The organism is Neptunomonas qingdaonensis (genome assembly GCF_900113275.1).
GTDB lineage: Bacteria > Pseudomonadota > Gammaproteobacteria > Pseudomonadales > Balneatricaceae > Neptunomonas > Neptunomonas qingdaonensis.
The window spans coordinates 426,356-440,864 of the sequence record NZ_FOOU01000003.1 but is presented as its reverse complement, the minus strand read 5'-3'; the positions used below and the strand labels follow the sequence as shown (position 1 = coordinate 440,864).

The window sequence follows — 14,509 nt, the reverse complement described above, 5'->3', positions numbered from 1 at the left end:
TGTTAACTCCCTATCACTCGCGTTTGCGCGTTAACCGGCATCAGCGGTGTTCCATTGGGCGCACAAACAGCCTGGCTATCCATTAATAGCAGTGGCTGGCCGTTCGATGTCACTCTTGTCGCCGCCACTACCCATTGACCGGTCACACACGGAACCGGGCTGCCTGATACATTGAATGGGCAACCTGCAATGGCATAAACCGCGCTCATGAGCACCGTCGGCTGACCACCCACCAGTACCCGCGGATTAGGGACCGTAGGGGTCGCAGTTCCGCCGTGTGCACATAACACGGTTGCGCCTACATGCAATATCGGTCCTGGCATATCAAATCACCGTGAGTGCGCCGTTATTAATCGTCACAGTGGGGCCGACCAGCGTAATCGCTGCCCCCTTGCCGTTCTGAATATAAATACCCGTATCATTCACAATAAGAGCGGCCCCCGTTGTACTCTTCAACATGATGCCGCCTGTTGGTCCTGGCATATCCGATATGGTCATGCCATTTTGCAGTGGTGTTTGAAAGGTAATCGCGGGTGTAGTGGGCGGGGTAAGCAATGCCAATGCAGGAACCTCGGCGGTACTGCCCCAAAAACAACCCACCCAAATGGGATAATCCGGATTCCCCTGCTCAAACTCCACCCACACACCCGAACCAATAATGGGCAAGGCCACCATGCCATTTTGAATACCCGCCAGTGGTACACATGGCATCGCCCAACTGGTAGGCACTAAGCCAGCCACATCGGGTACCTGTATCTGCAATCGACCCTGCTGCATCGGATCAATATTATTCAGTACCACGCCACGGTATTTGCCAAAATATGTTGCACTCATACAGGCACCCTCGGTGTAATAGAGATCAGGCCATTACGCGTTAAGCTAAAACTCTGTTTGAACTCACCTCGTTTAAGTGTGCTGGTTACACTCCTAACGTAATACAAACCGTCATAAGCCACCCCCACGCCGCGAACCCCCACCAGCTTGCGCGGCTTGAGAATGTGCCCATAGCGCAACACATCCAGACTCCCGGTACCGCTCACCGCATCCAGGGATTTTTTCGCTTCATCCAGCCCTTTGGAAATCGCCTGCATCGGATTCATCTTGGCGGTATCTTTCATCAGCTTGAGATTCGCGATGGGTGTCGGTAATAAACCCAACGGTGGCTGCAAAGGATTCACATTAGGGATCGGAATGGGTATCGGTGCACGCGTCAGTTGATTTTGAATATACACAACAGGCAGCACGCCCTTGGTGGGATCAAAGCTGAAATTCAATGACTCCACATTGGTATGCGCATCCATATCCAAATTGAGTGCCGGTTGCGGAGGCCCTACTTTTATCTCCGGGCCGAAGTAGGCGATATTGGTCAGTGGCGCTTCGCCCGGTTCAATATAAAAAACATAACCCACCTCATTCGCTAACTGCTGTAAATACGCCAGATCAGTTCCTTGTTGAGCAGGTATGTGTTCAACCGGTATAGGAACATCCGGAAACAACGCAGGAACCGGCAGTGGAATGATGCCAAACGCCGCATATTTTGCGCAGATCAACGCAACCCGTGCTGAAACCGGCATAGCAGGATAAGGGAGCCCACTAAAATCAATCAGATCCATCACCTTAGTGAGGTCATCCCCTGTCACCGTAATGCTGCCAGGCTGGCCATTTTGCCCGGCCTGCACTTCGACCTTGGTCACGACACCATCAAACAGAGGGCGCGGTCTGCCGTTCAGTGTGACAATGAGCACCACGCGCAACGGCGGTGTGCCCACACTGGCGTTCTGGCCGACGGCGATCAGGAAAATAGTATTCAGTTCTGATTTATTATTAATTTTAAAGCGCATCTGAAAACCGCTGGCAGAATCTGCAGAACTGGTCACGGTGGCTTCTTCCAACGCATTAATCATCATAGCTGGCACCGGGATCGGCACCACAGGCCCAATCAGCAAGCTCATGTGAATGGCGCTAGACATCGGAGCCTCCGGGCACACCTTCCGGTAAGGTAATACGTAAACGTTGGCCGATGGTCTCTGTTAATTCATTCGGTCTTATCGCACCATTACCGTCACACAATCCCCAATATTGCTGCGGGTCTCCCAGGTAAGTCGCTGCCAGATTATCGAGTCGATCACCTTCAACCACTTGATGCTCCTGTATCGTGGCAAAATTTTCCGGCGCGGGAATAAAACGACGTCGTACATAGGTGATGAGCTCGCCATCCGGTTGCACCCATTGGGCGGTATCCAATCCGTGGTAACGGCTGCCTGGCGCAAAAGCGGAAGGGCTAAGCGCATTTGCCTGCATAAATGCTTTCAAGGGATCAATCATGGTATGCCTCCTATTCCCAACGCATCAAATCCAAAAGTGGCGGCTTTGGATGCCAGCTGCTCACGCGACTGTAAATAGGCCATAAACAAGCCACCACCTTTGTGGTCAAAACCTAAATCATCAATCGTCAGCACACGCAGCCCTAAATTCACTTTGGCTCGAATTGGATTAAGTGATGGATCAAAAGCCTCTTCAGTGATAGAAAATTCAGTCACCTGAACCGGTAAAATACGGCTGGCACCCCAGACAAACAGGGTTAACGACGACTCCATCGGCGCTATCTCCAAGGTACCGGCATTCGCCAGCGCCTTGTTGCTCAGCAAGGCGGCACTGGTGGGGTTAAGCAGTGCTTCCAACACCGCCAGCTGCGGAGCAACCCCGAAGTCGACGACTGATTGATGCTGATCAGGAAATTCCAGCTGATCCGCCGCATCGATCTCGGCTTCCAGCTTCAACGTCTCCATCGCCGGGCCTTTAAGCCGCAGCGCTTCGGCATGAGTAGCGCCCTCTCCTAAATGCTGAGCCTGAAATGTTCTCGTCAATGTACTCGGGTTGTACTGCAGTGAAATCACACGATTTACCCTGCCAGATGCCGGGTCTATGAGTACAATTCCGCCTTTAACAACGCGGGGAGAGTTAGGAAAAGTCGTCATCCGTTTGCCGCTCCTATTTGACTGAAGCTAACTAATTGAAGCTATGTGTTCCAACCTATGTAATTAAAACGATTTTCAATGCCCAACGATTTAGCTTGCCCTGATCGACACCGGCATGATCCGATACCTTGAGTTTCCAGGCACCCTTAACGGTTTCGCCCATGAATACCTGTAAGGCCGTGGTATTGATAAGGCTGTACGTTTTAATGATGTTATTGGCCGAGCCACCCGTACGGTTATGTAGCAAAACAGAGGTTGAGCTAGGTGAAATCAGCTCGACAACCAGATCTCCGATATAGGTATGGGTAATATCCAGCTCGACTTCGATACTATCCAAAAGCCCTGCTTTAGAGACCGACAAGGTCCGTTCAATACCGGCATCCCGATTATCCGGAATACCCATACCGGGGCTGTCTTCAACTACCACAGAGGTGTCCTTCTGACCGCTGATATCTAAAGACCAGCCTTTCAGGCGGCCTCGATCAGCCAAGGCGAGATCCTGCACATGCAGTGCCCACTCCCCCTTCACGGGTTCTCCGGTCAACGCCAGCAAACCGGGTACAGAGGAGATATCAAAATCAACTTGCAGATCGTTGGCACTACCACCGGTACGATCATGTAGAGGAACAACGCTGCCAGAGGGAGAGATCAAGCTGACACGCAGATCCCCAATATAGGTGTGGCTGATATCAACACTCACGGTAATAGCCGAGAGTCCAAACACTTTAGTGCAGTCGATTTTATCCTTGATACCTCTGATATTATTGTCAGGAATACTTTTATTCGGCTCAGAGCTGGCTTTAAATACCTTGTTGCCTACCGGCTGACGGCGGCTTAACGCTTCTGCTACTGCCGCATTTGCATCCACACGGCCATGACCAAACCAAGGGCTCCAGCTACCTTCCGCATCGCCATTGTCAATAAATGCACCATTATTAAAGGGCGCCACGGGAGACACATCCCAGCCGGTATCCGCATCAAAACTTGCGGGGGGCGTACGAGGATAATCACTAAAATTCAGATCTTTAGACGCGGTTTGCTTAAGGATCGAGATCACCTCAAGCGCACTCAAATTTGGGTTTGATGAGATAGTCAGTGCCGCAACGCCAGCCACCAAAGGCGTCGCGCTTGAAGTACCGCCAAAACTATTTGTCACGTTGCCCGATTCACCCGTAGTGGTGGTAATACCCAAGCCCCGGACGGTCATCCGATAATAAGCATGGCTGTTACTGGATGGCGCACAAACACCGATACCCGGCCCATAGTTAGAGTAGTGACTGCGTCTGGCAGTGCTGGCCAATGCAGCAACATGCATCACACCAGGAATTCCTACAAGATTGTTACGAAACACACGCGTCGTATTAACACCCACCCAGACCAGAGCGCCGCCTTGCACGTCAACACCGTGATCGTATGGGACATCCTGATTAGCGGTATGGTTGATCAGGCAATTTTCATTCCCTGCTGCCCATAAAAACACAATCCCTTTACCACGACGACCACCGGTTAATGCCAAACTTTTAATACGGTTAATAACCGGCAACGCCCATACACTGGTAGGCACACCACCCCATGAGTTCGACATCACATCGGCTTTATCAGCAATATAGTTAAGCGTGGTGAGTAACTTAGAATCACTGATAAATAACGAAGGCCCTGACGACTCCCATTGAATCGGCAACAACTGGCAACCCGCTGCTGCACCCACCGTCAGCACCGAGTCAATCTCACCACCAATTACACCACAACAGGAAGTTCCATGATTAGATCCTGCCTTATACATCTGCCGGGGATCCGCGTCGATATCCATGGGGTTTACCAAACGCGAACCACGAAAGTACCCCCATGAAGCAAATTTATCAGGCGAATCAAAATCGTGATGATCCAGCTTGCAACCATCATCAGATACAGCAATAACAACCTCCTCACTGCCAAATCCATCCAATAAGCTCCAGGAATTCTCACATAGGGCGCTGGAACGCACATCAAAATCCGGATCATTCAGATGTGTATGTAAATGCCATTGTCTTGAATAATCAGGATCAGTAGGAACAGAGAACTGCTCAGCACTCATCCGCTGATTCAGGTCATGCTCCGCTGCCTCTATCAAAGGCTCCTCTTCTGTAAGTTTCACCACCAATTTAACCGGATTCATGCCGGTATGATTAGTGAGCTGAAACAGGTAATCCCGATCACTGTACGTGGCAACTTTCACTAATGCATAATGTCCAGCGAGTGCGTCAACATCCTGATCAGAAAGCGCCTCTTTAAAGGTGACAAAAATTCGGTCCGTAATTAAAAACTCAGACCCTGAATCCGCTTCGTAATAAGCATGATGCGTAGGCGCGACAACACGGCTACGCTCCATTAAGGCATCAAGATCTGCGCCACGAGTATTGATTCGGGTGGAGGCGGATGACACCTGCTCAGATGAAGCAATAGCGGCATCGTCCAAACTCGCAGGCAATGCTCTAACCACCATCTGATCAGGACTTTTTTCCAAAGCGACCTTCTCGCCTCCGCGATAGGTGTAAGTTTTAGCTGACTTATTCATCACATGCCTCCTAACCGCTTACTGTTGTCGTTCCTCGTTTTACTTCTTGTCTTAACTTTTAATTTTAATTTCAGATATCAATAATCATTTACATATCAGAGCTCGCTCAGGCAGGGTGCCTCACTCGTGTAATAACAAACCAACGACCATTCACATTTCCTAAGCGGCTTTCATAATTACTAATTTGAATTCGATGACGACTTCCTGCCAGTTGTTGCTCCTGATTACTAGCGGGCCATAAATTATCAAAACGATCGTACTCTTGCCCCCTCAGGTTTAATTCCCAAACATGATCGATATCTAAGCCTGCACGGCTGTATCCCAGCGCATCAACCAGACGTTTGAAGCGCTCTTTTTCAGGATCACTGCGGCTATCGTAAGGGGTGTACTGAAATTCATGACTAACGGCAGGCCAATCATCCACACCAATGCGCTCATAAACAAAGCCATCTGGGTCAGGGCTATATTTCTTTCTATCGCGGCTTGGAATAAGTGATACTGGAAAACGAATTTCGGTCTGACCGTCATCCCTACCCAGCTGTTGAGGGTCATCAGCATTTGGCAAAGCCATATTCAATGGATAAAGGTCGATCGGTTTATACCAGTCAAATGGAAGTGCTTTATCCGGACTAGAACCATCCGGAGCATTAACCTGCACCCGTGTTTCATCCAATATAGCTTGAACCACATCATCCTCATCAACTTCTGCTGTATCAGAATGGTAGCTGCTATCATCTAGCACCTCATCATCGGCAGACCTTCCATCCAAACTATCACCAACACCAAAAGCACCTAGGTCCCAATGTATGCCTGGATTAGGACTGTAACGTAGCCCCCCATTCCAAGAAACGCTGGGGTTATACCGCACCAAAGGCCATGTTTGGCTCCATAAATTAACACCCGCAATACTGAAGCCTGCTGAAAGATCAACCTTAAAGAGAAGACTTGCCCGTCCTCGTAATCCTACCGAAGCGGCTATATCCAAATCTGTTATGGTAGATTTATCAATGGCGACTGACCCTGAAGTTGTTGAATCGCTAGCCGTTGTGTCTGAACTAGCTGAGCCCGAAGATTCTGAATCAGCTACCGCGTTACCCGCTCTTGTTGCCTTCGCTAATATGTCAACATCCGCATCAATCTGCCCAGATAAAATAGCCTCTCCTAATGCATTTAATTCACCCGTTGCAGCTGCCACTTCAATAACACTAAGGTAATCGCCAGTAATTTTTAATTTCCCATTACCAGTCAATCGAATAGCCGCACGAGCTGGCATACTAAAATGAGCCCGCCCACCAACACCAATAGTTGTGCCATCAGAACCGCTATCAACAAGATGAGTTAGACAGAGATTACTTAATCGCCCAGGCCCATAACTTGCTGCAAGATTCCCCGACAACCCACCAGTGGCTTTCGCCACTACCGCCACCCAACCAAATTGGCCCAAAGGTATTTTGTGATTCCAGATCTCTTTTTTGAATTTTTTAGGTTTAAATAAATCTTTTTTTAGTGAATCTGACTTCACTAGGTCACGATCATCTAGCCTAATTGAGCACTGAGGTTTTTTACTTAATTCCCCTTCTTTATCAGCTTTTTTCTCAATAGACTCTTGAGGCGCAGCGGGTACTTCACTTACTACATCAACATGTACACTTGGCTGTTCGCTTAAATACGTCGCCGGATTTTCTTGATCAGCCTCAACTTTATATGTAAATTCAAACGCTTCGCCCTCCTCTGCTCTTTTGCCGAAATCAAGATGGAAATCGTTGTTCGATACAGTCACCTGGGTTTCATATGACCCCATAGGTAATGAACACTCAGTCAAGACATAGGTATAGTTGATAGCAGAGGTCTCTAGACGCAGGCGCTGCTGAGCACACGAAATATAAATTCGTTTGACTTTATCGTGGCCCGGAGAGCGCTCTGGCGTAAAATCAACCGGAGATACATCCTTACTAGAGTTTGGAAGTTTTTTTGTCGATTTAGACTCCGACTTACCAGACTCACCTTTACGCTGAAGTCTCTCGCCACCAACAGGTGAAAAGTCAGCAGAACGACCACCAGACTGCTGCACAACATGTGTCATCTCATGGGCCAGCAATCGTCGGCCGCTATAGGTTTGTGGGGCAAACCGACCTGCAGCAAATACAATATCCTGTTTCACCGTATAGGCTTGTGAGCCCAGCTCCCGTGCTGATTGATCAGCAATGCTGCCGGTATGTACCCGCACACCCGAGAAGTCATAACCAAAGCACTGACTCATCTCCTGCTGCAATGACTCATTAAGCGGTTGCCCCTGACTTACCAATGCCCGATCGACACTCTCTGGCGCTACACCTGAGGCTTCGCCAGATGATATTGAAAATCTCTGAATACGCGGCATGCTCACCGCTGATGAATGCATTGGCATCGATATAACATGCTCAGCGACCCGATCAGCCTCTTGCTCTAACGGGTCATTACTGGCCCCCACCATCAACTTACGTTGCAGCTTATGTTTTTTCTTAGCGCACTCTTCGCATTCGCCCCTTTGCGAATGCTGCCCACAAGCGCACTTACGTTGCAAAACGCGAGACACCGATGACAGGGTTGCCGGCGATTTGTTGCTTGTTTGCTCAGTGCGTTCATAAGACATGATTTGCTTCCACACTCACTAAGTTAATTACGCAGAACCACCACCGCTACCAGTATCCCGGATACCCGCAGCATCTAGGATCGCTATGACTGCTGCCGCTGCCGCTGTCCCTAAGCCAGCAACGACCAGCCCAAATTCACAAGCCCCCGAGGCAAAACAAGCGATAACGGCCGCCGTAGCCGCAGCGCCTAATAATGCAGCTAGCCAGTAAGGTAGTGCATCACTTACTCTTCGGCTCACAGGAGGTGGTTCATCACCAGACTGATCTCGACAGCGACATCCGTATGTAACACCTCCCCATTGGCACACACCCCGCCGACCACTTACCGCGACACAAGGTGCACCTGCGCAGTTTTTATACGTACGCCCTCCACACCCCGCCCGCTGTATCACTCGCGATACCTGACTATTGGTCGATTGCTGAACAACATGGGTCAACTCATGAGCGAGTAAGTGGCGTCCTGCAGCACTATTAGGGGAAAATTGGTTGGCTGCAAATACCACATCACTGCCGACGGTATAGGCTCTGGCATTAATAGCGCAGCTTGATTCATTGGCTTTAGCACCGGTATGAATACGCACAGCCGAAAGATCTATAGGCTTTTGTGCCTGTGTTGCAGCAGAAAAACGAGGTATGCTGGATGACAAAGCAGCAGCCACATGATCAGCTTCTTTTTCATAAATGCTATCTGGTGCACCGAGACGTAAACTACTTGTTGTACTGCTAGCAGCCACACCTCTTTGTACTGATCTGACCGGTGCATTAATCAATGTTTGCGATAAGTGCTGCTCCATAAAGGTACGCGTCTGGCTATTTAATGGCTGCCCGGATGAGCGTAATGCTTCGTATACTACGCCAGGAATCTGACTCCCTTCAGCTTTCTTGTTACTGCATGCCTCGCAGGGACCATTTGCCCTTCTATGCTGCCCACAGGCGCACTTGCGCTGCAAAACCCGTCCTGCTAACAAAGCAGTGGATCGATCTATATTTTTGACTTGAGGTGTACTTAACATAGTCATTTTCTGATCCCCCAATAAACCGCATTGCCAATTTTTTGGCCCATACTTTCCATACTCTGGCTGCGGTTAATGGAAATTTGGCCAGCGTTAACAGGCTGGTTTTCAGGTATACCGGACGCTGCAAAGGCTGTTGCAAATGGAGATTGTGAAGACGTATCGGCTTGATTTTGTAACGTCAACTGATGCGTTAAAACAGCTTCAACCGCCTCTTTTAATGCAAGAGCCTGATGCGGCTGGATATCTAAGCCATTAAGCACGAGTGTATCGATGTGCAAATGAATATTCATACGACAACTCCTTCGGCCTGTTGCCACAAGAAATCGGATTCTTTGGCCGGTCGTTCCAGTTTTTTATATTCGATACGTGCAGCGCTTAACACCAGCGGCATACTAATCTTCACACCTTGCTGTGCCGCCAGAAAGGCGGCGTTCAGTGCGACGTTATGAATGTTGCCGCCTGTCAGGCTCAATTTAGCGAGATGTTGGCAGTCCAGCATGCCCTCAATCGGCGTTTGAGGTGGGAACACCTTTTGCCAGATTTCGGCTCGTTGCTCGATGCCGGGGAATGAAAAATCCACAATAAAACGCAAACGTCGTACAAAAGCCTTATCCAGCGCACTGCGCATATTGCTGGCAAGTATGGCGAGGCCACGATAGGTCTCCATGCGTTGTAACAGATAGTTAATTTCGATATTGGCGTAACGATCATGGCTGTCTTTGACTTCGCTGCGTTTACCAAACAAGGCATCGGCTTCATCAAAGAATAAAATTGCACCGCTATCTTCGGCTGCATCAAATAACTTGCGCAGATTTTTTTCCGTCTCGCCAATGTATTTGCTCACCACAGAGGACAGATCAACCCGATATAAATCAAGCTTAAGGTCATTGGCAATCACTTCGGCAGCCATGGTTTTACCGGTGCCGCTTTCGCCGACAAATAAGGCATTGATACCCAACCCGCGGTTCATCTGGGCACGAAAACCCCAGCCTTCATAAACATGATTGCGGTAAGCCACCTGACCAACAATACTCTGCAGAAGTTCTTTTTGTTCGTTGGGCAAGACCAGCTGATTCCACGTCGCTTTAGTATCAATACGGCGTGCCAGCTGTTCCATACTTGCCCGGGCAGCAAGACGACAGGCCTGCCAGAGTTCACCATTCAAAGCGGTTTTACTGCCTTGGCAGTGAGTCAGTGATTTTTTAGCAAGATGCTGGATCACATCCTGAGAAAAGGAGAACTGTTCGGCTAAACGTTCTGAATGACCGTTATCATCGTCTTGCAACACGTCCCGCCACAATAGCCGTTGTTCTTGTGGTGTTGGCTTACTGATTTCTACACAGATGCTTTGTCCCTGTTTGTCGACACCGACATCTTCTATTCCGACAAAAGCAACGCCGTTACTCCTGTCTAAAAAGCGTTTAAGAAGTCTGCGCTCTGCTTCAACAGGGCTATCCACCTCGATATATAGCGCCAGCGGCATTAACAGCGACTCCCGCTCCCAGAGGCGGACGAAGGTTTCAAAATCGGCGCTTTGCTCGGGTATGGATTTCAGATTAATGGCAAAAAGCTTAAGTCCTAAGTCCTTGGAAATTCGCCAAGCAACCGAGCGTTTACTGACGGCATCATGTCCGAGCAATTCAACAACGGGCGTGTTTTGTCTCCCATAACTGGCTTGTAACGCTTCAATGACCTTATCAACTTCGTGCTGCTGTGATTGCACTAACAAGCCATCGTTATCCTCAAGATCAACCACATCCATTAAAGGCGCTAACCTGTCATCCAGGTAATTGAGCCCTTTCAGGTAGTTAACTATCCGTTCATCTGTGCCCAAAGCAGCGCTTGTCAAAGGCTGCGTGCCTGGCTGGTTAATATCCAACAGACGCCAATAACGTAACGGCGCATGAGGCGTTAAAACATTCCAGTCAGGCTCATCAAAAAGTGCAAACGCCAATGCAAATGTCGGATAGGGCTTATTCGGATCGCCTTGCGCTTTGGCACATAACCCGCTCATACAAGTATCCAGCTCCATTGCAACACACAGCGCCAATACCTGAGTATCGAAAGTGGATAAACCCAGTGCACTCGATAACAACAGCATAGCAGGAGGCGGTTCATGACTTTCACATGCCTGTACTGCATGCCAGGCTTGTTTTACCTCGGCATCATCCGGTTTATGTGAAGAACAGGAAGGTGGCTGTTTAACCTGACAATTGTCGGTTTTTTTAATGCGTTTAAACCAGCTAGCTGAGGACACATCAGGGGGTTGCTGCTCTTCAACAACCGGAGATATCATTCGCTGCAACGAGAGCCGCAACCATGCCAGCATAGCCGCCAAATATGCCTCATTAGCATTCACCCAGTCTGACTGCTGATTCATGAGATGATCACCTCCATCGCACTATCAAAAACCGCAGGGGTAACCGAGCGGTCTATCAGTAAGCTATCGACTCCATCAACTCGCAAACGAATATAACGGGAGCCAACAGGTGCGTTATCAACAACAAAAATAAGTGTATCGGTTTGTGCCGGATGCGCTTGAGATGGTACTTCGCGATCACCCAAAAGCAGTGTTACCCGCTGCTGTGGCAATATTTCAGGACGACAACTGATCGTTAATGTCACAGCGCCTGAACCATTGCGAGGAACTGGGTTTAGCGGTGCTATCGCCGTAATAGCGGGTGCCAGCGTGAGTGGATAACCATTCGTAACTCGCTGCCCACTCGCTTTGCTGATAACGGCCTCAACGGCATAAAAACCTACCCGCCAATCCGCTGACGCATCAGGAATATCAATACGAATCCGGGTACCCGAGCTCGCTGTTAATACAGGTACATCAATAGGATTTACAAGCAGCGGATGTTTAAAGCGTACATTTACGCTATCTCCATCCAAGTAATGGCCGTGAAGAGTCAGGCTATCTCCCAGCACCGCATTTGGCTGCTGGCTCAGTAAAGCAATATCAGTAATCGCAGGGTATGGCGGAATCAGATTTGCCTGCGCTATCACACCATGATCTGCTTCTCCTCTGGTTAAGACCGGCAATGGCGTAATTGACGGGCGCGTACTCTCAATCAGCACTAAGGATACTTCGTAGCCCACTGATAATCGGTATTCTGCCGACTGAAAGCTTGCCCAGAGTTTAGACATCTCATCCAATGACAATCCATCAGCGGTAACACGGATGCGCTCTGTCTGATGATCCAGATCCGAGTCCGGCATGATGCCAACAATATCTGTTGGCCCAAGAATCGGATGATCATGTAGCAAACTCATCAACTGGCCCATTAACTGTTGGCCGGAAATATCATCGTCATTAGCACCGTAGGCGGTAATCAGATATTTAAGCGTTAAAGGCAAAGGCGGATGAGCCGTTTCTCCGTTACGCGTCACTCCAGGCAAAGGTGCATTGTTAAAGGCCGTATTAATCTGCGTACTGTATAAAAAAATATTGATCTGATCATCGTCGCCAGTGCGGGCTTTACTGGGTGGCTGAGTAGTCACTTTAGCCTCATCATCAACCAGAGGATGTAATAAACTTTTCAGTGTGGCGGTCACCGTCGCTAAAGCATCTGGGCTGCTCATACAGGCCCCCTGCTATCACGCTGCTTCAGGTAACTGTCTAATGTCATGACGCCACTGGGTAACGCACTTTTTTTACGCGGTGGTTGTGGTGAATCTGCTCTCACTGCACGCACTTCGACACGGCCGATGGTGACATTGATAACAGGTTCAGCCTGCGCCTGCTGATTCAGTTCTTGCCAGCGATCCTGCAAATCGGCTTGTATTTGGCTGAGCCAATCAGGCGTCTGTAATAACCCGGAATTAAGAAGTGGCGCTGGTGATGAGGTCAGTTGTGATGCAAGTACATGTTGCGGTGTATTCATGAATCCAGCTATAGATTGTGCCGAGTGTAGTTTATTCTGAAGCGTGCTCTTTTGATTTCTATCCAGGACGCCGTGTTGAATACTGTTTTGGGTACTGCCCGGGATGCTATTTTTCGCATTAGGCTGCAAACCCTGCTGCATATCTAACTGCATGCCTGACTGAATAGATGCCTGAATCAAATGCTGCTCATTTGCCGGCAGAGAGGCTCTCGACATGGAGGCTGACTTTCCGGGCATCTGCCCTATTGGCTCCATTGCCGGATGATCAAGACCGCTTTCATTACCACCTGCCTTAGCACTAAGCTTGTTTAACGGCTCATTTGTCCCCTTGTCTGCACTCTTATGTAAGCTCTTATTTATATCCCTATCTATATTCTTATTTCCATACTCACTATCTCTTGCAACTTCCCTGTCCAATTCTTCAAAAACGGCTGCGGTTAACGGCCGAAGATCAGCAGATTCCTCTGGGATTTGTGCATCAGACAAATTTGCCTGACTCATATCTGCTGCTGGCATAAGAGACTCTGAGCCGCTTTCAAATCTTAACTTTTGACGTGGCTGTACTATTACCGCAGCACGATGTAACCCCGCTATCGGCTGAGTCGTCTCCGTTTGGTGGCGTATCATTAAATTCTGAAGAAAATCCATTACGCCCCCATCAAGCCAAGATAGAGTTGTCGGCGAACCGGACTAAGACGGAGAATCTCCTGCTCACTCCAGCCATAGGCTGCGGCTAACTGATAGACCGTTTGCAACATTCGCTCTGACCAATCATTGACCTCCGTCCATAAAAAACTGGCGATATCAAATAACACAGTCCACTCATGTGCGCATTCTGGGCAGGTCAGATTAAGCCTGATATCCGCCTGAGGATCTAATGCTTCGAGACGGGCTGAGAGGGTTTGAAGAACAGCATCAGGTAATTCCTCAAAGTCACATCCATTACCTTCCTGTTCAATCTTCAGCAAACAGCGTGATAACAGCTGCCGTTGTTGAGGTTGTAGTTGATGTAGTTGCTGTTCTTGTAAGTGATGACTGTTGATAACGGCAGCGATATCAAGGCTATTGGGCAAGCGAAACAGCAGCTGATACCCACCTGTATCCAAATCAAACTCATGTAGTTGGGCTTTATGTAGTGGAGCTTTAGTTTGATCAGGCGACAGTAAAAAATCGCTGAGGAGATTCTGCCACTCAAGGCGCTCAGCGCATTCAGGACAAACAGCCGTATTGAGTAATGCCTGTCCAAACAAACACTCACGAAGTTGCATCAGCAAGCCGTCACGTTGGCCGATACTCATTTGCGCAAGATTATCCGGGGGTATTTCGGGAAAAGCAGCGGCCAACAAAATCAATGCCCGCCGCAATAAAGGCTGATTCAGGCCCTGCTCCCATACCGTTAATAATTCATCTGCGCTCAGCACTTTCATTGACTGTCACCACC

At 49.0% G+C, this 14,509-nt stretch carries 13 protein-coding genes; all 13 read right to left on the bottom strand.

Translation table 11 applies throughout. The features are described from left to right. Positions 1 to 2 precede the first annotated feature (2 nt). Entirely contained in the window at positions 3 to 323 is a 321-nt protein-coding gene (locus BM099_RS07040) for a hypothetical protein (protein ID WP_090726121.1), read from the bottom strand. 1 nt (position 324) lies between these two features. After that, complete coding sequence (locus BM099_RS07035; protein ID WP_090726119.1) at positions 325 to 834, bottom strand: phage baseplate assembly protein V; 510 nt, start codon at positions 832 to 834, stop codon at positions 325 to 327. Further along, on the bottom strand, positions 831 to 1,970 hold the full coding sequence (locus BM099_RS07030; protein ID WP_090726117.1) for a hypothetical protein: 1,140 nt from the start codon (positions 1,968 to 1,970) through the stop codon (positions 831 to 833). Before BM099_RS07030 ends, BM099_RS07035 begins: the two co-directional genes overlap by 4 nt. Next, complete coding sequence (locus BM099_RS07025) at positions 1,963 to 2,325, bottom strand: LysM peptidoglycan-binding domain-containing protein (RefSeq protein WP_090726115.1); 363 nt, start codon at positions 2,323 to 2,325, stop codon at positions 1,963 to 1,965. The genes BM099_RS07030 and BM099_RS07025 overlap by 8 nt, the downstream gene beginning before the upstream one ends. Beyond that, positions 2,322 to 2,978 carry a hypothetical protein gene (locus BM099_RS07020; protein WP_090726113.1) on the bottom strand — a complete coding sequence of 219 codons (657 nt, stop codon included), beginning with the start codon at positions 2,976 to 2,978 and terminating at the stop codon, positions 2,322 to 2,324. The genes BM099_RS07025 and BM099_RS07020 overlap by 4 nt, the downstream gene beginning before the upstream one ends. A 55-nt stretch (positions 2,979 to 3,033) precedes the next feature. Next, positions 3,034 to 5,532: a proprotein convertase P-domain-containing protein gene (locus tag BM099_RS07015; protein WP_090726111.1), complete on the bottom strand. Its 2,499-nt coding sequence runs from the start codon at positions 5,530 to 5,532 to the stop codon at positions 3,034 to 3,036. Positions 5,533 to 5,638: 106 nt separating this feature from the next. Next, positions 5,639 to 8,164, bottom strand: a complete 2,526-nt coding sequence (locus tag BM099_RS07010) for an eCIS core domain-containing protein (RefSeq protein ID WP_090726109.1) — start codon at positions 8,162 to 8,164, stop codon at positions 5,639 to 5,641. 27 nt (positions 8,165 to 8,191) lie between these two features. Beyond that, a complete protein-coding gene (locus tag BM099_RS07005) occupies positions 8,192 to 9,184 on the bottom strand; it encodes an eCIS core domain-containing protein (protein ID WP_090726107.1) in 993 nt (330 codons plus the stop codon). After that, positions 9,181 to 9,471, bottom strand: a complete 291-nt coding sequence (locus BM099_RS07000; RefSeq protein ID WP_090726105.1) for a hypothetical protein — start codon at positions 9,469 to 9,471, stop codon at positions 9,181 to 9,183. Before BM099_RS07000 ends, BM099_RS07005 begins: the two co-directional genes overlap by 4 nt. Beyond that, entirely contained in the window at positions 9,468 to 11,561 is a 2,094-nt protein-coding gene (locus tag BM099_RS06995; RefSeq protein ID WP_090726103.1) for an ATP-binding protein, read from the bottom strand. The genes BM099_RS07000 and BM099_RS06995 overlap by 4 nt, the downstream gene beginning before the upstream one ends. After that, positions 11,558 to 12,766, bottom strand: coding sequence for a Pvc16 family protein (locus tag BM099_RS06990; RefSeq protein WP_090726101.1), 1,209 nt, complete (start codon positions 12,764 to 12,766; stop codon positions 11,558 to 11,560). The genes BM099_RS06995 and BM099_RS06990 overlap by 4 nt, the downstream gene beginning before the upstream one ends. Further along, positions 12,763 to 13,716: a hypothetical protein gene (locus tag BM099_RS06985; protein WP_090726099.1), complete on the bottom strand. Its 954-nt coding sequence runs from the start codon at positions 13,714 to 13,716 to the stop codon at positions 12,763 to 12,765. Before BM099_RS06985 ends, BM099_RS06990 begins: the two co-directional genes overlap by 4 nt. Beyond that, positions 13,716 to 14,495 (bottom strand): T4 family baseplate hub assembly chaperone, encoded by a 780-nt coding sequence (locus BM099_RS06980; RefSeq protein WP_090726097.1) that lies wholly within the window; start codon positions 14,493 to 14,495, stop codon positions 13,716 to 13,718. The genes BM099_RS06985 and BM099_RS06980 overlap by 1 nt, the downstream gene beginning before the upstream one ends. Positions 14,496 to 14,509: the final 14 nt, after the last annotated feature.